The sequence below is a fragment of the Stenotrophomonas sp. YJH_SMC_6 genome (genome assembly GCF_059371335.1).
Window position 1 is genome coordinate 86,170 of sequence record NZ_JCAFUM010000016.1, and the last position, 17,984, is coordinate 104,153.

The 17,984-nt window shown below is 64.9% G+C and carries 22 protein-coding genes and 1 other RNA gene; 14 read left to right on the forward strand and 9 right to left on the reverse strand.

The window, feature by feature from the left end; genetic code table 11:
* Positions 1–97 precede the first annotated feature (97 nt).
* Positions 98–1,015 (reverse strand): LysR family transcriptional regulator, encoded by a 918-nt coding sequence (locus tag AC5P9N_RS18155; protein WP_005409237.1) that lies wholly within the window; start codon positions 1,013–1,015, stop codon positions 98–100.
* Between the two features lie 97 nt (positions 1,016–1,112).
* Between AC5P9N_RS18155 and AC5P9N_RS18160 the strand changes: the two genes are divergently transcribed.
* The gene (locus tag AC5P9N_RS18160; RefSeq protein WP_049460536.1) at positions 1,113–2,339 is read left to right on the forward strand and encodes an SGNH/GDSL hydrolase family protein; all 1,227 of its coding nucleotides are present in this window, start codon (positions 1,113–1,115) and stop codon (positions 2,337–2,339) included.
* A 114-nt stretch (positions 2,340–2,453) separates the two neighbouring features.
* On the opposite strand, the gene fur is transcribed toward AC5P9N_RS18160, so the two are convergent.
* Positions 2,454–2,861: a ferric iron uptake transcriptional regulator gene (fur, locus tag AC5P9N_RS18165; protein WP_005409235.1), complete on the reverse strand. Its 408-nt coding sequence runs from the start codon at positions 2,859–2,861 to the stop codon at positions 2,454–2,456.
* A 103-nt stretch (positions 2,862–2,964) separates the two neighbouring features.
* On the opposite strand from fur, the gene AC5P9N_RS18170 reads away from it, so the two are divergent.
* Entirely contained in the window at positions 2,965–3,357 is a 393-nt protein-coding gene (locus AC5P9N_RS18170) for an outer membrane protein assembly factor BamE (protein WP_005409234.1), read from the forward strand.
* Positions 3,358–3,393: 36 nt separating this feature from the next.
* Here the strand turns inward: AC5P9N_RS18170 and AC5P9N_RS18175 are convergent, their stop codons facing one another.
* On the reverse strand, positions 3,394–3,651 hold the full coding sequence (locus tag AC5P9N_RS18175; protein ID WP_005409233.1) for an RnfH family protein: 258 nt from the start codon (positions 3,649–3,651) through the stop codon (positions 3,394–3,396).
* A 3-nt stretch (positions 3,652–3,654) separates the two neighbouring features.
* Positions 3,655–4,080 carry a type II toxin-antitoxin system RatA family toxin gene (locus AC5P9N_RS18180; RefSeq protein ID WP_005409232.1) on the reverse strand — a complete coding sequence of 142 codons (426 nt, stop codon included), beginning with the start codon at positions 4,078–4,080 and terminating at the stop codon, positions 3,655–3,657.
* A gap of 57 nt (positions 4,081–4,137) precedes the next feature.
* Between AC5P9N_RS18180 and smpB the strand changes: the two genes are divergently transcribed.
* Positions 4,138–4,641 carry an SsrA-binding protein SmpB gene (gene smpB, locus AC5P9N_RS18185; RefSeq protein ID WP_005409231.1) on the forward strand — a complete coding sequence of 168 codons (504 nt, stop codon included), beginning with the start codon at positions 4,138–4,140 and terminating at the stop codon, positions 4,639–4,641.
* A gap of 125 nt (positions 4,642–4,766) precedes the next feature.
* Here the strand turns inward: smpB and AC5P9N_RS18190 are convergent, their stop codons facing one another.
* Positions 4,767–5,339 carry a hypothetical protein gene (locus tag AC5P9N_RS18190; RefSeq protein ID WP_005409230.1) on the reverse strand — a complete coding sequence of 191 codons (573 nt, stop codon included), beginning with the start codon at positions 5,337–5,339 and terminating at the stop codon, positions 4,767–4,769.
* Between the two features lie 219 nt (positions 5,340–5,558).
* Here AC5P9N_RS18190 and ssrA point away from each other — a divergent pair.
* The 3 genes from ssrA (at position 5,559) to AC5P9N_RS18205 (ending at position 8,028) form a co-directional block, all read left to right on the forward strand.
* Positions 5,559–5,912: a transfer-messenger RNA gene (gene ssrA, locus AC5P9N_RS18195) on the forward strand.
* 61 nt (positions 5,913–5,973) lie between these two features.
* Positions 5,974–7,464, forward strand: a complete 1,491-nt coding sequence (locus AC5P9N_RS18200) for a hypothetical protein (RefSeq protein ID WP_133050682.1) — start codon at positions 5,974–5,976, stop codon at positions 7,462–7,464.
* Between the two features lie 81 nt (positions 7,465–7,545).
* Positions 7,546–8,028 (forward strand): hypothetical protein, encoded by a 483-nt coding sequence (locus AC5P9N_RS18205; protein ID WP_043035468.1) that lies wholly within the window; start codon positions 7,546–7,548, stop codon positions 8,026–8,028.
* Positions 8,029–8,041: 13 nt separating this feature from the next.
* Here the strand turns inward: AC5P9N_RS18205 and AC5P9N_RS18210 are convergent, their stop codons facing one another.
* Complete coding sequence (locus tag AC5P9N_RS18210) at positions 8,042–8,503, reverse strand: methyltransferase family protein (protein ID WP_043035469.1); 462 nt, start codon at positions 8,501–8,503, stop codon at positions 8,042–8,044.
* Between the two features lie 153 nt (positions 8,504–8,656).
* Here AC5P9N_RS18210 and AC5P9N_RS18215 point away from each other — a divergent pair, with 153 nt between their 5' ends.
* The 7 genes from AC5P9N_RS18215 to AC5P9N_RS18245 all read left to right on the forward strand — a co-directional run bounded on the left by AC5P9N_RS18215 (position 8,657) and on the right by AC5P9N_RS18245 (position 14,937).
* On the forward strand, positions 8,657–10,678 hold the full coding sequence (locus AC5P9N_RS18215; RefSeq protein ID WP_043035470.1) for an esterase/lipase family protein: 2,022 nt from the start codon (positions 8,657–8,659) through the stop codon (positions 10,676–10,678).
* Positions 10,679–10,762: 84 nt separating this feature from the next.
* On the forward strand, positions 10,763–11,635 hold the full coding sequence (gene hchA, locus AC5P9N_RS18220) for a glyoxalase III HchA (protein WP_043035483.1): 873 nt from the start codon (positions 10,763–10,765) through the stop codon (positions 11,633–11,635).
* Between the two features lie 5 nt (positions 11,636–11,640).
* On the forward strand, positions 11,641–12,345 hold the full coding sequence (locus AC5P9N_RS18225) for a PA1136 family autoinducer-binding transcriptional regulator (RefSeq protein ID WP_043035471.1): 705 nt from the start codon (positions 11,641–11,643) through the stop codon (positions 12,343–12,345).
* A gap of 86 nt (positions 12,346–12,431) precedes the next feature.
* Positions 12,432–12,668, forward strand: coding sequence for a hypothetical protein (locus AC5P9N_RS18230; protein ID WP_024956430.1), 237 nt, complete (start codon positions 12,432–12,434; stop codon positions 12,666–12,668).
* 59 nt (positions 12,669–12,727) lie between these two features.
* Positions 12,728–12,955, forward strand: coding sequence for a hypothetical protein (locus AC5P9N_RS18235; RefSeq protein WP_223846394.1), 228 nt, complete (start codon positions 12,728–12,730; stop codon positions 12,953–12,955).
* Positions 12,956–13,093: 138 nt separating this feature from the next.
* Positions 13,094–13,945, forward strand: a complete 852-nt coding sequence (locus AC5P9N_RS18240) for an endonuclease/exonuclease/phosphatase family protein (protein ID WP_043035472.1) — start codon at positions 13,094–13,096, stop codon at positions 13,943–13,945.
* Positions 13,946–13,980: 35 nt separating this feature from the next.
* Positions 13,981–14,937, forward strand: coding sequence for a toll/interleukin-1 receptor domain-containing protein (locus AC5P9N_RS18245; RefSeq protein ID WP_080334826.1), 957 nt, complete (start codon positions 13,981–13,983; stop codon positions 14,935–14,937).
* A gap of 50 nt (positions 14,938–14,987) precedes the next feature.
* Here AC5P9N_RS18245 and AC5P9N_RS18250 read toward each other — a convergent pair whose 3' ends face one another.
* Positions 14,988–15,251, reverse strand: a complete 264-nt coding sequence (locus AC5P9N_RS18250) for a hypothetical protein (protein WP_049395953.1) — start codon at positions 15,249–15,251, stop codon at positions 14,988–14,990.
* Between the two features lie 139 nt (positions 15,252–15,390).
* Here AC5P9N_RS18250 and AC5P9N_RS18255 point away from each other — a divergent pair, with 139 nt between their 5' ends.
* A complete protein-coding gene (locus AC5P9N_RS18255) occupies positions 15,391–15,768 on the forward strand; it encodes a VOC family protein (RefSeq protein ID WP_043035474.1) in 378 nt (125 codons plus the stop codon).
* A gap of 41 nt (positions 15,769–15,809) precedes the next feature.
* On the opposite strand, the gene AC5P9N_RS18260 is transcribed toward AC5P9N_RS18255, so the two are convergent.
* Both AC5P9N_RS18260 and AC5P9N_RS18265 read right to left on the reverse strand, forming a co-directional pair.
* The gene (locus AC5P9N_RS18260) at positions 15,810–17,231 is read right to left on the reverse strand and encodes an efflux transporter outer membrane subunit (protein WP_043035475.1); all 1,422 of its coding nucleotides are present in this window, start codon (positions 17,229–17,231) and stop codon (positions 15,810–15,812) included.
* Positions 17,225–17,962, reverse strand: a complete 738-nt coding sequence (locus AC5P9N_RS18265) for an SDR family oxidoreductase (RefSeq protein WP_005409112.1) — start codon at positions 17,960–17,962, stop codon at positions 17,225–17,227. The genes AC5P9N_RS18260 and AC5P9N_RS18265 overlap by 7 nt, the downstream gene beginning before the upstream one ends.
* Between the last annotated feature and the right edge of the window lie 22 nt (positions 17,963–17,984).

A 17,984-nucleotide genomic window follows, 5' to 3' on the forward strand; every position in this document is an offset into this window, starting at 1 on the left:
CGTGCGTGGGCCCGGCTTCCGCACGGTAGTGCCGGCCGCTGGCCGGCAACCGATGCGAGGGGTCGAAGATCGTGAGGTTGCCGGCCAGCGGCCGGCACTACCCCCGTGGCTGCGTCAGGTCGACGTTCTCCACCAGGAAATCAAGAAACGCGCGCACCCGCAGCGGCAGGTAGCCGCCCTGCCCCAGGAACACCGCGTGCACCTCTTCCAGGTCACCGGGGTTGGCCTCTTCCAGCACCGGCAGCAGGCGCCCGGCGGCAATATCCTGCTGCACCTGGAATGCTGCCAGCCGCGCCATGCCCAACCCACCCAGCACCAGCTGGCGCAGCGCATCGCCGTTGCTGGCGCGGGCGTTGCCACTGGGCAGCAGCATGCGTTCGCGCCCGTCCTGCAGCAACGGCCAGCCCTGCATCGCGCGCGCATGGCCGATATCCAGCCGGTTGTGCGACTGCAGCTCCTCGGCAGTGCGTGGCAGCCCGTGCCGCTGCGCGTAGGCCGGTGCAGCCACGATCATCATCCGCGTCGCGCCCAGCCGCCGCGCCACCAGGCTCGAGCTCTTCAGCGGACCGGCCCGCACCGCCACGTCGGTGCGCTGCTCCAGCAGGTCGATCACCTCGTCGTTGAGGGTCAGGTCCACGCCTACCTGCGGATTGCGCTGCAGGAACGCCGGCAGCAACGGCAACAGGAAATGCTGGCCGAACGGCACGTTGGAATTGACCCGCAGGCGTCCACGCGGCTCGGCGTGAGCACTGGCACAGCGCTCGGCCTCGTCCAGGTCGGCCAGCACGCGCAGGCCGCGCTCGTAGAACGCGCAGCCCTCGGGAGTCAGCTGCAGCTGGCGGGTGGAACGCTGCAGCAGGCGCGTCCCCAGACGTTGTTCCAGCCTCGCCACCAGCTTGCTGACCGCCGACGGGGTCATCTCCAATGTTCGGGCGGCTGCGGAAAAGCCCCCGGTCTCGATCACCCGCACGAACACTTCCAGTTCGCCGGATCGGTTGATGTCGGAGCGCGCCATGGCAATGAATCCAGTTCACAGATGATTGTCCATGCGCAGTCTAGTTCACAGATGAGTACGGAATCACCATGGCAATCCCTCCACCCGGGATTGCCCGATGAATCGTTTCAGCCAGCTCGTCACCACCGCATTGATCGGCCTGTCCAGTGCCGCCAGCGCCGCCCCTGCGCCACACTGGGTCGCCAGCTGGCAGGCCAGCCCGCAACCGGTCTGGGGCCCGGAATTCCTGTTTCCGACCCTGGTCCCAGCCGCACTGCAGGACCAGACCTTCCGCCAGACGGCACGTATCAGCCTGGGCGGGTCTCGGCTGCGGGTGCGGCTGAGCAATGCCTACGGCACTCAACCACTGCGGATCGGGGCGGCGAGCGTGGCCGCCCGGGCGGGGGACACCCCGCAGCCGCTCAGTTTCGAAGGCCAGCCCGGAGTGCTGATCGGCCCCGGGCAGGAACGGCTGAGCGATCCGCTGCCACTGGCCACGGCTGACCGGCAGGCGCTGCAGGTCAGCGTCTTCGTGCCGGGGCCGATGCCGGTACAGACGTTCCATTGGGAGGGCAGGCAGACCAGTTGGATTGCGCCTGGCGACCAGAGCCAGGCCCAGGCACTGAGCGGGGCCAGCAGCACCACGGCCCGCCTGTTCCTGGCCGGCATCGAGGTCGAGGCGCCGACCAGCGCACGCAGCGTGGTGGTGATCGGCGATTCGATCACCGACGGCGCCACCGCCAGCCTCGACCAGGACCAGCGCTGGACCGACCATCTGGCCGCACGTTTGGTCCCGTACGGGGCGGCGGTGGTCAATGCCGGCATCTCGGGTGGCCGCCTCTTGCACGACGGCATGGGGGAATCCGCGCTCGCCCGCTTCCAACGCGATGCACTGGATCAGCCTGGCGTGTCCAGCGTGATCGTGCTGGTTGGAATCAATGACATCAGCTGGCCCGGCACTGCCTTCGCGCGCAAGCAGGCGCGGCCCACGCTTGCCGAGCTGCAGGCAGGCTACCGCGCCCTGGCCGAACAGGCCCATCGGCGGGGTCTACGCATCCTCGGCGCCACCCTGATGCCGTTCGCCGGCGCCCTGCCCGGCACGCCGCTGGACGACTACTACCACCCGGACAAGGACGCCCTGCGCCGCCAGCTCAATGCCTGGCTGCGCACCGACGGGCCGTTCGACGCGGTGATCGACCTGGACGCGGCCCTGCGCGATCCGGCCGATCCGTCACGGATGGCCGCTGCCTACGACTCCGGCGATCACCTGCATCCGGGTGATGCGGGGAACCGGGCGATGGCCGAGGCGGTGGATCTGGACGTGCTGCTTGGAGGTCAGGGGTAGGCCGGGGTCGGATCCCTTTGCGCCAGCAAAGGGCTCTGACCCCAGCACGCGACCCAGCAACGAAAAACCCCGGGCAGGCCCGGGGTTTCGTCGCATCTGGCTGGCTGGATCGGCTTACTTGCGCTTCTTGCGCACGTACAGCACCAGCGAGTGCTCTTCCAGTTCGTAGCCGTGGTCGGCTGCGATCTTGCGCTGCAGCTCCTCGATCTCATGGCTCTCGAACTCGATGATCTTGCCGCTGTCCACGTCGACCATGTGGTCGTGGTGGCCGCCACGGTCAAGTTCGTAGACCGCCTGGCCGCCCTCGAAATTGTGCTTGAGCACGAGGCCGGCGGCCTCGAACTGGGTCAGCACCCGGTACACCGTCGCCAGGCCGATCTCGTCGCCATGCTCCAGCAGCTGGCGGTAGATGTCTTCGGCGGTCATGTGGTGCTGGGCATTGCGCTGCTCGAGCAGCGCCAGGATCCGCATCCGCGGATGGGTCACCTTCAGGCCGACTTTACGCAGGTCGTGGGTTTCCATAGGTCTCCGTTCATTGGCGATTTAGCGCCAGCTGCCTCGGATTGGGTCGCGGTGGCACGCCGGGAGTGTATCATCGGTTTGATTTCCCCAACCGCCAGTCCCGATGCGCAATCTCCTGTTGGTCGCCGCCGTCGCCCTGTCCACCACCGGGTGCGGCATCATCTACAAGCAACCCATCTATCAGGGCAACCTGATCCGGGAAGATGCCGTGGCCAAGCTGCAGGTCGGGCAGAGCAAGCAGCAGGTCACCGCGCTGCTGGGCACCCCGTCCATTCCCGATCCGTTCCACGCCCAGCGCTGGGACTACACCTCCAGCCAGCGGGTGAACCGCTTGGGACGTACTGAAGTGAAGAACTTCGTGGTGTTCTTCGAGAATGACACCGTGACCCGTTGGGAAGGCGATTACTTCCCGGGCAACGACAAGGCCCTGGCCCAGCAGACCGTGCGCCAGTTCGGCCGCAACCTGCCGAAGGACAAGAAGAAGAAGGGCCGCTGAGGCCCCCTGCCCGTCCCCACGGACGGGTTGCGGGCATCAACCGCCGAGCGCGCGGCGCCGGCGGTTGTCCTTGGGGTCGGCCAGCAACGGGCGTAGCAGCTCAATGCGGTCACCCTCCAGCAACACCTGCTGCGGGCGCGCCAGTACGCCATGCACGGCCACGGCCGGGCATCGGTCACTGCCTTCCAGCGCGGCGGCGGCAATGGCATCGGCCACGGTCGCGCCCTCGTCCAGCTGCAGCCGGCGCGACAGCACCTGCTGCGGCCAGGCCAGCACCACCTCGACCTCGATCATCGCTCAGGCCTCGTCGGCGACGCGGACGAAATCATTGACCATCCGATCGGCCAGACCCTGGAAGCCGATCGCCAGGGCCGGCCCCAGCAGGCGCGAGCTGGGCTCGAATTCCAGGGTCAGGGTGACCTTGCAGGCGTCCTCGGCCAGCGCATGGAATTCCCAGCGGCCGTGCAACTGCTTGAACGGGCCATCGCGCAGCTGCATGTCGATGCTGTGCGGGCGCTGCAGGGTGTTTTCGGTCTGGAACCAGGTGCTGAACGAACCCAGGCCCAGGTCCAGGCGCGCCACCAGCCGGTCCTCGCCCTGCTCCAGGATCTGGGCAGCCGAGCACCAGCGGAAGCGGCGCGGATAGGCCTGGACATCGTTGACCAGGTCGAACATGCGCGCGGACGAATGTTCGACCAGGGCGCTGCGGCGGATAGTAGGCATGAATACAGGACGTTTCGGCAATCGACCGGGCGGGCCCGAATCGGAGACAATACGGAAATGAGCAAGAACAGCGGCAAGGATAAAGCAAAGAGCGCGACGGCCAACAAGACCATCGCGTTGAACAAGCGTGCCCGCCACGAGTACCACATCGAAGAACGCTTCGAGGCCGGCCTGGCACTGCAGGGCTGGGAGGTGAAGTCGATCCGCGCTGGCCGCGGCAACATCATCGATGCCTACGCCTACGTGAAGCACGGCGAGATCTTCCTGATCGGCGCCCAGATCACCCCGTTGATCCAGGCCTCCACCCACGTGGTGGCCAACGACCGGCGCGAGCGCAAGCTGCTGCTGCACCGGAGCGAGATCGACAAGCTGGTCGGCAAGGTCGAGCGCGATGGCTACACCATCGTGCCCACCGCGATGTACTGGAGCAAGAACAAGATCAAGCTCGAAGTCGCGCTGGCCAAGGGCAAGCAGACCCACGACAAGCGCGATGCCGCCAAGGACCGCGACTGGGCGATCGAGAAGCAGCGCGTGATGCGTCGCGGCAACCGCGACGCGTAAGGCCGCTGCGCATCACCCTGTAAAGCCGAGCCATGCTCGGCTGTCTTGGTCTTCTGTAGAGCCGAGCCATGCTCGGCTTCGGTAAGAAAAGCAGTCGAGCATGGCTCGACGCTACAAAAGGCGGGTCACCCCGCCAGCATGCCCTGCCCGCGCATGCGCGGCGCCAGCGCCGCGTGCATCACCGCCAGGTGCATCACCACCGCCAGTTCCGGCGCGTAGCGGTCATCGCCTTCCCGCCACTGCTGGGCCAGCTGCGCGGCATCATCGGGCAGCAACGACAGCAACTGGGCATCATCCAGCGCATCGGCGGCGCCCTGCAGCTGGCGCGCCAACTGCCGCGACTGCCACACGTGCACGCCAATACTGAGACTGGCCAGCGACATCAGGACCACGGCCAGCCCGTGCTCGAACCACTGCGACAGCACTTCCGGCCCCCACAGCAGGGCCGCCAGTACGGCCAGGCCCGGTAGGCGCCAGCCGAGCCAATGGATGCGACCGCGCTGCGACCAGTGCACCACCACCGCGCTGGCGACCAGTGCCGCCGCGGCCGTGGCCGGCAACTCCGTCACCCAGGTGGCCGCCAGCAGCACCGCCAGCACGGCCCAGACCCAGCCGGGCGGCAACGCGCGCCGCTGATAGTCGGCACCGACCGGCCCGATCAGCTGTCGCAGGCTGCGTTGTTGGCTTGCATCGGTCACCCACAGTCTCCGTGTCTGTCCTGGCTCGGATGGTCGTCGCCAGTGTGTCGCAAATTCGTGCCAATGACGTTACCAATCCGCTATGACGGCGGCTCTACAACGTGTTGTGGACTGCAAAGGTGACTGTTCAGCTGTTTTGCCGTAGCATTGCAACCGTTGGGCAGGCCCTGACCGTGGCAACGCGGGATCGGCCCTGTACCTTGCAGCACTGTAGAAACCGGGGGTGCATTGGTTTCGACGGGGGTTGTGAAGTCGCCTGGCGCATGCCGAGGGGGTAGCTTTCCTCGTAAATCCAGCTGCAAAACTCTAGTTGCCAACGACGACAACTACGCTCTGGCCGCTTAAGGCCTAAGCCTCGAAACCGCTTGTGTCCATGCTCGCGGTGTAGAGTCACTATCATGGAATCGCGCTGGGTGGCTGCCTGTCAGTCCGGCACTAGAACACAACAGGCTGGTTCCCGGATGCGCTTTGCACGCCGTGCTGTTCGGGGACGAGATCCAACGGTGAGCTAAGCATGTAGTGCTGGGGATGGAGTGCCTTCGGACGGCGGTTCAATTCCGCCCACCTCCACCATCTGTATGGCCTGTCGAGGCCGCAAGAAGCCGGATCTCCCGTCAATGGAGTTCCGGCTTTTTTGTTTTCCGAGGATGGCGCTTCCTCTGCTGTCCCGACATTCCCCGATGCCACCCGCATCGGGAGCCAGTCACAGAAGCTGAGATCCGGATCCAGTAGAGTCCCTGCGTCACACGACGTGACCCGAAACCTGAAAGGACATCAGATGAAGCGCATCACACTGTTTGTGGGCTTGGCCGTGGCGTTGGCACTGGGGCAGGCTTCCGCTGCCACGCCAGGCTCCCGCTATCTGCAGCTGGCCGCTGACCAGCGCGTACAACCCGGCACGGCAACCCTGCTTTCGAGCACCATCGATCTGAACGCCCCTGGATGGGTATACGTGCAGTCGGATGGACGGTACTTCCCTGGCGGCCGCTCTGCCGCCAACGCCTACATCACCATCAACGGTGAGGTGGTCTCCAACGACAGCTACATCGACTGGCGGCAGTCGACATCGGCCCAACAGCACTCCTTCAATGTCATCGGTGCCAAGTACCTGCCCGCCGGACACCATACGGTCAACCTGGCCGGACAGGCCATCGGTTCGGCCGTCAATTTCGGCTCCGCCAGCAACCTTTCCGTGCTCATCACATCTGCAGGCTCGGTAACCAACAGCAGCCTTCCGAGTGACACCGCGCAGCTGGACTTCAATACCGTCGGCAGTCCTGAAGGAATGGCGTTGCAGGCCAAGGACCGCAAGCTGCTGATGACTGCCCAGGCCGGCAATCCCGGTGGCCCCATCGTGGCCATGGCTTCCGGCCGCGCGTTCGCATGGGGCAACTACGGCGATGGCATGATGGGAATTTTCCTGAACGAGCAGGAGCCCGGCATCGAATCGATGACCTGGTCGATCAATGACATCTTCAGTGGCGCAGAAACGCAGGCTCCCTTCTATTCGCAAGGCCTGTTCGTCAATCCGCCGGCTTACAGCACTGTCAGCTTCGTCGCGTCCGAATCGCCGTACTACCAGCCGCAGGACGCCAACACCAACAACGTAAAGTACAAGTTCGGCGCCAACTCCCGACTGGTGACGCTGTCCAACGGCTTTGGCGTGGTCGGAAAGGGGTTGAATCCTGGATTCAACTACGCCGCCGCAGGCCCCTACCGCCGCTTCGCCTATGTCTGCGTCGGGACCAATGGCTTCGCGCCGGGCTGTCCGTCAGCGGGCTCGCAGGTGGTCATTGGCGAGGGCCAGGTCTGCATTCCGCAGGGGCACAACGGCGTGGTGCTTTTCTCGACAAAGTCCCGCGTGCAGGGTGACCCGAACGACGGTGGCGGAAGCGTGTTCCTGTTCCTGAAGATCGATGGCCAGCAGGTGGGCAGCCTCGGCACCCAGCAGTTGGGCTCCAGACCGGACTCGGTCAGCACCCGTACCATCTCCGCCAGCTACCTGAGCGCGGGATCGTCCGCGCTGGGAACGGGCTGCCACACCGTGCAGGCCGTGGCCCAGGTGCTAGGAGATTTCCGCCACATGTCGCTCAATGCCGACATGCCGCTGGTCTGGTTCGACTGACCCATCACGCCGAATGTGGCCGGTGGCCGGGATCTGTTCGCCCCGCCACCGGCTATCCCGCGACACATTAAAGGATCTGCCATGAAAGCTCCCGTCGCTCTCACCCTGTTCCTCGTCACCCTCGCCGCAACCCCAGCCACGCACGCCGCGGCACCGGCCATCGCGCCCCCCGGCACCGCCACGCTGGAAGCCCTGCTGGCCTGCAAGGCCGGCTCGGACTTCAGCGAGGCCGACGCCATCGATGCACTGCAGGCCGCTGGCCTGGCCAGGAAACCGGGTGGCACCTTCGAGCCGGAAGACAAGCCGGTCGCCCTGTTCGGCGGCACCGTCACCAGTGCCGATGTGAACGTGGCCGAGGGCGAGAAGAGCCTCTTCGTCTACTTGAACGGCGTTGACGCCACGCATCTGGCCAAAGCGTGGTCAGTGAACACGGTCAACGAACACGCCAACACGCAGGAACCTTCATACGTGAAGACCACTGACAAGCGCCACACCCTGCACGTGATCGCAGGCGATGACTACGAAGGCTATTCCGCTGCCGTGAAGTGCCAGATCTCTCGATAATGGGTGATGCCCGCTACAGCCAACGCCGCACTCGTTGGCGGAACATCGGATACACGTCGGGGAAGCGGGCCAGCAACGCCCGCTCTTCCGGCATGATCTGCAACCAGGTGATGTAGAGCACGAACAACGGCACAGCCAGCAACGCGATCGTGTTCTGCAGGTACAACATTGCGCCAGTGAGGATCGTTGCCTGGCCCAGATACATCGGATTGCGCGTGTAACGGTACATGCCGCGCGTGACCAGCGCGCTTGATGCCGAAGGGCGCAGCGGATTGACCGTGGTGCGCGCCCGCTGGAACGCAAGCTTCGGCAGCAGGTTCAGCGCCACACCGATCGCCATCACCCCGCCTGACATCAGCGCCCGCATCGGCAGGGGCAACACCGCCTCCGGCCACAGTCGGCTCCCCAGCCAGCCGATCCCCGCGCACAGCAGCATCACCAGCGGCGGCGGGATCCGGGTCTCAAGCCACGTCATCGCAGTCCCTGCATCGCTCCATTCACCCCAGTGTCACACGGAACCGGCTGAATCGCTCGGATGGCAGCGCCTGAGCGCCCCAAAACGACCGCCCGGTATCTTCCGCTTTGACATGCCGACCGCTAGAGTGGCGCCACCGCGCAGGAGGATCGTATGGCAACCACGGGCTTGGGCTTCATCGGCCGCACGACCCTCATCATCACTGTGCTGCTCACCTTGGGCGGCTGCGCCACGTTGCGCCAGTTCGGGCCGTCGGTGCAGGTGGCCTCGGTCACGCCCGGCCAGTACATCGCGCTCAAGCGCGGTGACATCCTCACTTCCGGCAAGCTCAGCGCGGCGACCACGGAGACCTTGCGGGTGGCCGGCCTCGATGAAGGCGTATGCGCCAAACCGGGCCTGCCCTGCATCGAGGCGATGGAAAGCAGCATCGTGGTGCGCGAGGAAGACAAACGCTCCAGCCTGGCCGAGTTGTGGCTGCAGTATGCGATGACCCTGCCGGCGCCGAAGCGTGAGTACTCGGCATCCGGCCGCGCCAAGAGCGCGATCACCGAGCTGGATGCCGATTTCCAACCGCGCCTGGATGCGTGGATGCAGGTCGCGCGCCAGGCCTATGCCTATCTTTTCTTCACCGAGCGCACCGCCAACCAGCGCGGCTTCGAAGATCGCCAGACCCAGGTGCGCGACTACTACAACCTGGCCGTGCAGGAAGCCTCGGTACAGCTGTACGACGCCTATGCCACGGGCCGCGTGCACGGCCAGGCCAGCCACTTCCAGCTGGGCCGCTGGACCTTCGTGCTGGCCCCTTCAGGCGAAGCATCACCGCTGGATACGCGTACCCCTACCGAACTGGTACCGGCGGCCTCGCTGTCGTTCACTGGCACGCTGCGCAGCGTGCATCGCCGCGATGGCTTCGGTGCCGAACTGGTGGCGGTGATGAACGACCCGGCTGGCAGCATGGCCACCCCGCCTTCGGCAGCGACGCCCGCCGCGCAGGCAAGCACATCGGCCGCGCAAAGCTGGAGCGAGATGCCCTCCCCTTCAATGACGGTGCTGCTGCGCTTCTCGGGAAAGAACCTGTGGGAAGTGCTGCACGACGACGAGCCTGAGCTGGAGATCCACGATCCCTACCAGGTCACGGAAGTCACCCTGCATGGCCAACAGGTTCCGCTGGCCGCGAACTTCACCGCCGGCTATGCGTTGTGGCTGGCCCGTTCCAACTTCAGCCACCAGTCGCTGCGCTCGCTGTTCGGTGGCAAGGGCGGCATCGACACGCCGCACCTGTACATGATGCAGCCCTACGATCCGAACCGCCGCGTGCTGCTGATGATCCATGGCCTGGCCAGCAGCCCGGAAGCCTGGGTGAACGTCGCCAACGAACTGATGCGCGACGACGAGATCCGCCAGGACTTCCAGGTCTGGCAGTTCTACTACCCGACCAACATGCCCATCGCGATGAGCCACGATGCGATGCGTCATACACTGTCCGGAGTGCTCAAGCATTTCGACCCCAGCGGCAAGGCGCAGGCTTCGCATGACATGGTGCTGGTCGGGCACAGCATGGGTGGCGTGATCGCGCGGCTGATGATCTCCTCTTCCGGCGATCATCTGGTCGAGACCCTGCTGGAGACTGCGCAGATGACGCCGGCACAGCGTGAACTGCTGCGTACCAAGGGCGCACCGGTGCTGACTTTCCTGCCGGAACCGGAAGTATCGCGCGTGGTATTCATCGCCACGCCACACCGCGGCACCGACGTGGCGGGCACCCGCCTGGGCCGCTGGATCGGTCGCCTGGTGCGGTTGCCGCTGACCGTGCTGGAAGACGTCGCCACCATCGCCAACGACGGCCAGATCGACCGCAATGATGGCAAGCACGGTTACCAGATGAACAGCATCCAGAATCTGGACAAGGACGATCCCTTCGTCCGCGCGGTGGCCGACCTGCCGATGTCGCCGAAGGTGCACTACCACTCGATCATCGCGCGCGCCAAGGCCGATGGGCCGCTGGAAAAGACCGACGACGGGCTGGTGCCCTACTGGAGCTCGCACCTGCCGCACGCGGATTCGGAGAAGGTGATCGTATCCGGGCACAGCGTGCAGGAAGCCACGCCGGCCATCGTCGAACTGCGGCGGATCCTGCATGAAGACATGCAGCAGCATTCGGCCACGGTGAAGTAGCTGCTCGCGGCTGAGGGAAAACCCTCATCGCCTGTACGCATCAGCCCTTCTATGCTGGATCCCACCACCCCACTGGAGGTCCGCATGAACACGCAAGAGCCCAGCCGCCAGCCCAGCCCCGACCCGGCCGAGCGCGATGCCTTCTTCCCGTCGCCCTACTCGCTGTCGCAGTTCACATCGCCCAGGAGCAACCTGTCCGGTGCCGACTATCCCGACGCACGCCGCGATGGCCGCTGGAAGGTGCTGATGATCGCTGCGGACGAACGCTATCTGCCCACTACCAACGGCCACTTGTTCTCCACCGGCAACCATCCGGTGGAAACCCTGCTGCCGATGTACCACCTGGACAAGGCCGGCTTCGACATCGATGTGGCCACGCTGTCCGGCAACGCCGCCAAGTTCGAGTGGTGGGCGTTCCCGCGTGAGGACACGGAGATTGGCGGACTGTACGACCGCTACGAAGCCCGCTTCCGCCAGCCACTGCAGTTGGATGAGGTGGTGGCAGGCCTCGATGCCGCATCGGATTATGCAGCCGTGTTCATCCCCGGTGGCCATGGCGCACTTATCGGACTGCCGCAGAGTCGCGCGGTAAAGGCAGCCCTGCACTGGGCGATGGCCGAGCAACGTCACATCATCACCCTTTGCCACGGCCCGGCCGCATTGCTGGCCGCAGGCGTTGACGAGGCCGATGGTGGTTCGCTGTTCCGCGGCTACCGCATCTGTGCCTTCCCCGATGCGATGGACCGGCAGACGCCGGAGATCGGCTACATGCCCGGGCAGCTGCCGTGGTTCTTCGGTGAGCGCCTCGCGCAGCAGGGCGTGCAGATCGTCAATGACGGCATCGATGGCAGCGTGCTACAGGACCGCCTGCTGCTGACCGGCGACAGCCCGCTGGCCGGTAATGCGCTGGGCAAGCTGGCCGCGCGCACGCTGCTCGACGCCCTGGCCGGGCGCTGACCCGGATGAGCGAATTGGTGCAGGCGTTGCTGGAACTGGAACGCGCCCGCTCACTGAGTGCGGTGGGCGCCGTACTACGCAGCATCTCTGCACCGCTCGGCTACGACCGCGTGCTGGTGTTCGCCACCGGCACGGGGTTGGAGCGCGGTACACAGCGTGTGTACTGGATCGAGGGCGACTGGTTCGGCGACGGCGGCAGTACCGACCTCGCGCGCTACCTGCACGCCTGCCCGGTCAATCGGCACGTACTGGACAGTGACGCGCCGTTCTTCTGGAGCAAGCGCCAGGGTGTTCGCGGCGAACGCTATCAGGTGGTGAAGCAGCCACGTGGTGAAGGCCTGCACGGTCTGCAGGTGCCGGTGTTCGGCATCACCGGTCTGGAAGGCGCGATCAGTTTTGCCGGGACAGCGATCGATGCATCGGCCAGCGCGCGCCTGCAGCTGGAAGCTGCTGCAGCTGCAGCATTCCGTGCCGCTCGCCATCTGGCCGAATCGCCTGCCGAGCTTTCGGGAAGCGCACTGAGCAACCGCGAGCGCGAAGTGCTGCGCTGGGTCGCCGCTGGCCGTCGCCAAGCTGAGATCGCGGCCACGCTTGGGCTTTCCACGCGCACCGTGGAGAACCACCTGCGCCACGCGCGGCAACGGCTGGGTGTGGCGACCACCGCGCAGGCAGTGCGTGCTGCCAGCCGTCGCGGCGAGATCGAAGACTGATCACGGCGAGACACTTCCGGCGGCCTGGTTCGCGTGTTACACACGCCATGCGCATGTGCGCGATTGCAGAAGCAAGGATGATGCTTATGAAACTGCAACTGGCCGCGATGGCTGCATTGATGTTGGCATTGGGTAGTGTGGTACCGGCAACCGGCCACGCGGCCGGGTCCCCCGGATCGACGACCGATTGCGTGCCCGTAAGACTTGGGCCCAACCTCGTGCATCAGCGCTGCACCGTCACCCGCACTCTGGCAGACGGCACCGTTCTCACGTCGGTGTACTGGATAGACGAGAACGGTCAGTGGTACCTCCCGGCAGACTGATCTGCATCGGACACCGACTACGACTCCAAGGAGTGTGATCAATGACGCTGCACAATCGAATGACCGCTTTTTCTTTCGCTGCAGTAGTTGCACTTGCCGCCCTGGTGCCCTCGCCGCCGGCGAATGCAGCCGAAGAGGTCGGCCTGCAGGAGGAGTGCGTGCCCTTCCGCATCAGCGGCAACGTGTTCCACCAGCGTTGCACGTTGTACGTGGTCCATGACGACGGCACCCGCGTAGTCAGCGACCACTACAACCGCGACGAGAACGGGATGATCTACGACCCCTGATCGGGCAAGGGGCATCTGCCGGGCGGAGCGTCCAGCGCCCGTCCGGCATCTCCCAGTCGCCCATCCCGGCATACCGCTGCCCTCGCCTTCCATGGCATGCTTCATGAAACCGTTTTCATGGAATGGAGGGATTCCACGATGTTGTCGCGTTTCCGTCGCCCCGCGCTGTGTGCGCTGCTGGTGCTTGCGCTGCCTGCCGTCGCCTGGGCTGCTGCACCGGCGCCACTGAAAGTAATGTCCTTCAACGTACGCACCCCGGCCGATACCGAACCGGGCAAGCGCTGGCCCGACCGCCGCGATGCCATGGTCAAGGTCATCCTCGATGCGCACCCGGCTGTGATCGGCACCCAGGAACTGGTGAAGGAGCAGGCCGACTACCTGTCCGAACACCTGCCCGGCTACCGCTGGTTCGGCGAAGGCCGCCGTGGTGGCAGCGGTGACGAACACATGGGCGTGTTCTACGACAGCAAGGTGCTGGCCATCGAGGAGTCCGGCAACTTCTGGTTGTCCGATACACCCGACGCACCCGGCAGCATCACCTGGGGCAACCTGTACCCGCGCATGGTCACCTGGGCCCTGTTCCGCCGCCTGGACGATGGCCGTCGTTTCTATTTCATGAATACCCACCTGCCCTACCGCGACGAGGATGAACCGCGCCGGGTGAAGGGTGCCGAGCTGATCGGCAAGCGCGTGGAAGCCCTGCCGGCCGATCTGCCGGTGGTCCTGACGGGTGACTTCAACAGCGAGCCCGGTGGTGACACCTACAAGGCATTCACCCGCCTGCTGCAGGACACCCGTACCCAGGTGAAGGTTCCGCAGGGGCCACGCCTGACCTTCCACGATTTCACCGGCAAGGCCACCGTGCAGCTGGACTGGGTGCTGGTGCGTGGCTTCCATGCACGCAGCTTCCTGACCGATGACCGTCGCATCGACGGCGTGCTGCCTTCGGATCATTTCCCGCTGGTGGTCGAGCTGGACTGGCCTGAGTAGAATCCGGTCGAATCCAAAACAATCATACTGACTGAATGGACACACCTTGGCGCGAAGATGCATCTGTCTTCATTTCTTACGCTTGGGGCGGGCAATTTCATGCAAAGGAATGGATCCGTAGCGACATTGTCCGCAACTTGGATTGGAAGTATCGAGTCTTTTGGGACAGGGACAGCGTCGGTTTTGGTCAAAACATCGACAAGCTGATTGAACGCGCGTTTGCGGAACGCCCACTGATCGTTTTCTGCCTTTGTGACAGCGACTTTCTCTCGGCCATGTCGAGACCCGGCTCAGGATTGAATCGCGAACTGGCTATGCTGGAGAAGCACGTGGATCAGTCCGACGTGCGAATCGTCCCAGTCATCCTCGATGCTGAAGCCCGCACAGCACTCCCTCCTGTTCTACAAGGACGAGCATACCTGGATCTCACCGAACTGCATTCGGAGAGCATTCCATTGGGTGAATTTCTGCTCGCGGCAACCGATGGATCCACGCAAGCCCAGATTACACAGGGGGTACGGCAGCGTCTCGAGTATCACGCACTGAGCAAACGTGCACTTTGCTGGCTTCAGCACCACGGAGTGAGATTTACCGGCTCAGCGAGAACCCATGAAGTTCTCTACAACGGCAGGCTCCTTACGCCACCAGACTGGATGTACGAGAGCCCCGACTGGAACTACATGATTCACGATGACAACGAGGACTTCTGTCCGGCAAAGGGTCGCTGGCTCTGGGACCATAGCGGTCCTTCTCTCGCGATGCGGGCCCTGGGAACTGCTGTTGCTTCGGTGCTGTTCCTTGACCGTTCAAGGCCGGAGCTGCATGGAGCATTCAATTCAGCCGGCTCCGTTCTTGCTGAAAAATTTTTCTGCTACATCAAGTCCCATGAATCATTTCATGTTGATGGAGAAGAGATCATTAGAACGTTACTGAATAGTTCCGATGGCTACCGCGTGATGTCGCGTCTATTCCCACCTGCAGGCCAAGTGTAATTCTGGAAGTGTGGCCATTGCTTCGTTCAGGATCTCAATGCGGTGCAATCTCAATGCCGCGGCTGTCGCGACATCAGCCGGTACAGCGCCTGATGCTGGTTGCGTGCCTGGCAGATGCGGGCACCGACCGCCAGAAACACGGAGATGCCGATCAGGCCCAGCCCCAGCATCTGGTCCGGCAGGCGCATGAAGCCGATCGCAGCCGCCATGGTAGCCAACACCATCAGCACTACGACCGCTACCGACAGCCCTGCGCCAGGCGGTCCCGGATCACCAAACAGCATGCGCTGGGTATCACGTTTGTCGTCGCTCATCGCCTTCCCTCCTGGAATCTGCCCCACTAGTTACACCGCAGGCCCCGGTTCTGGCAGAGTCAGAAACGTCATGACTGTGACAACGTCCACAGCAAGCGACGCGCTACCCTCCCTCCATTCCCGATCTGCGGAGGACGTCATGGCGCACCAGAGCCGTCTGGCCGGATTCATCATCGACTGCCAGGACACGCCCGCTGACGAAGGCGCACGCTTCTGGGCGGCCGCACTCGGCCTGCAGGCGCAGCCATCGTATGGCGAAGATGGCGCCGAGTACGCCGGCCTGCAGGGCGCACCCGCGGGCCTGAACGTGGAAGTGCAACGTGTCGCTCACCCCTCACGGGTGCACCTGGACATCGAGAGCGACGACATCGATGCCGAGGCAGATCGACTGGAAAAACTCGGCGCGCGCCGGATCGGCTTCGTCAAACGCTGGTGGGTGATGGAAGCACCCACCGGCCATCGCTTCTGCATCGTGCGCATGCGCGAGCGCGACGCACCGGCCAATCACTGGCCCTGACAGAAGAAAGGGACGGAAGCCACTGCTTCCGTCCCGTGCGGTTACTGCACCTGCGCCACGCTGGGTTGCTGCGGCGATTGCCCCCAGCCACCCAGCGCCTTGTACACGCCCACCACGCTGACATTGACCTCGGACTCAGCCGCCGCCAACGCATCGTCGGCCGCCAGCTGCGTGCGCTGCGCATCCAGCAGGGTCAGGAAGTCTTCCGAGCCCTCGCGGTAGCGGATCTGCGCCAGCGACTCAGCCCGGCGTGCCGCCTGCGCCTGCTCGACCACGATCGCCAGCCGCGCCTGCTGCTTGGAATAGCGGGTCAGCGCGTTCTCGGTGTCTTCCAGCGCCAGCAGCACGGCCTGCTCATACTGCGCAGCCACACCCTCGGCCTCAGCCTTGCTGGCACGCAGGCGTGCACGCACGGTGCCGAAGTCGAACGCGGCCCAGCTCAGCGACGGCGTCAGCGACCAGGCCTTGTTGTTGCCATTGACCAGGCCACTGGCGTCGCCGCCAAGGAAGCCGACGAAACCGGACAGTGACAGCCGCGGGAACAGGTCCGCAGTGGCCACGCCCACCCGCGCGGTGGCAGCGGCCAGGCGACGCTCGGCCACGCGCACGTCGGCGCGTTGGCGCAGCAGCTCGCGGGTATCGCCCAGCGGCAGCGCCTTGGCAAATGCCGGCACGTCGTGCGGCGCAAGCATGGCGGTCAGCGTTTCCGGACGCTGGCCCAGCAGAACCGCCAGGCGATTGCGCGACTGCGTTTCGGCCACTTCCAGCAGCGGGATATCGGCCTCGATCGCCTTCAGCCGGGCGCGACTGCTCTGCACGTCCAGCTCGCTGCCGGCGCCCAGCTCCCAGCGCGCCTCGGTCAGCTTCTGCGTATCGCGCAGGTTGACCAGGGTGTGCTGGGCCACCGCGATGCGCTTCTGCGTACCGCGCAGCTCGAAGTAGTTGCGTGCCACTTCGGCGGCGACCAGTACCTGCGCATCGGCCAGGTTGGCCTGCTCGGCGTCCAGGTCGGCGCGCGCGGCTTCTGCTGCACGGCGCTTGCGGCCGAACAGATCCAGCTCCCAGCCGGCATCGAAGCCGAGCTGGTAGCTTTCACTGAACACCCGCTGCCCACCCAGCTGCGGATCGGGTTGCTTGCGGCGGTCGTAGCTGCCGCCCGCGGTGATGTGCGGGGCCTGGTCGAAGCGGCTTTCGACGAACACCGCACGGGCCTGGCTGACGCGGGCCACGGCCACGCGCAGGTCCAGGTTATCCGACAGTGCACCGTGCACCAGTTCTTCCAGCACCGGATCATCGAACTGCGCCCACCAGCTGGCCACCGGCGAGGTAGTGCTGAACACAGGCTGCTGCGCCCCCTGCAGCACCACCGGTTCCTGCACCGGCGCCTTGTAGTTCGGGCCGACGCTGACACAGCCCGCCAGCACCAGGCTGGAGACGGCCATCGCCAACGTGCGGATCACCATGGCAGCACCTCACCCAGGTAGGTGAAGCTGCCGCTGGCACCGGATTCACCGATGAGTGCCATTTCCACGCTGGAGCGTGCACCTTCACTGATTTCGATCTCGCCGTTGCCGCCGTTCATGTCGGTCTTCACGTAACCCGGATGCACGGTATTGACCTTGATCGGCGTGTTGCGCAGTTCGTAGGCCAGGCTCAGGGTCCAGCTGTTCACCGCGGCCTTGGAGGCGTTGTACGCCGGAATCTTGAAGTCATAGATGCCCGAGGAGGGATCCGCGTGCAGGGTCTGCGAGCCGAGCATGCTGGACACATTGACGATGCGGCCGGACTTGGCCTGCTTGACCAGCGGCAGGAAGGCCTGGGTGACCGCCACCAGCGCATACACGTTGGTGTCGAAGGTACGCTTCCAGGTCTCGAGCGATTGCTCCGACGGCGCCTGCGCGGGATTCTCGATCATGATGCCGGCATTGTTGACCAGGATGTCGAGGCGGCCATGGCGCTGGCGCACCTGCTCGACCGCTTCGGCGATGCTGGCCGCGTCGGTCACGTCCAGTTGCAGGGCTTCAACCGGCAGGCCTTCAGCCTGGAGCTTCAGCGCCAGCTCAACGGCGGTCTCACGCTTGCGACCGGCCAGCAGCGTGTGCACGCCCGCCTGGGCCAGCTGGCGCACGGTTTCCAGGCCGATGCCACGGGTGGCGCCGGTGACCAGCGCGATCTTGTTCTGATGGGTATTCATGGATGCATGCCTTGTGAGGGGG